The following is a 218-nucleotide window of genomic DNA, read 5'->3' as shown; positions in this document are numbered from 1 at the left end:
GCGAGCATCGCGACGACGGTCGCGTGACGGAGCTTCATGAGGCTGGCAGGCCCTTCCCGATCGGGTGGAATGCCGGAATCGTACCGCCCGAGTCGGACACGTACGGCGTTGTCGTCCAGACGGACTATTCGACACCACGCTGCTCGAGTTGCTCATCAATCCATCGCCGTTCGGTGTCGGTGAGTGATTGGACGAGCGCGATCAGCATGGGGACGTCG

Origin of the sequence: Gordonia sp. UBA7860 (assembly GCF_002500165.1) — a bacterium.
GTDB lineage: Bacteria > Actinomycetota > Actinomycetes > Mycobacteriales > Mycobacteriaceae > Gordonia > Gordonia sputi.
This window is presented reverse-complemented; position numbering follows the sequence as displayed.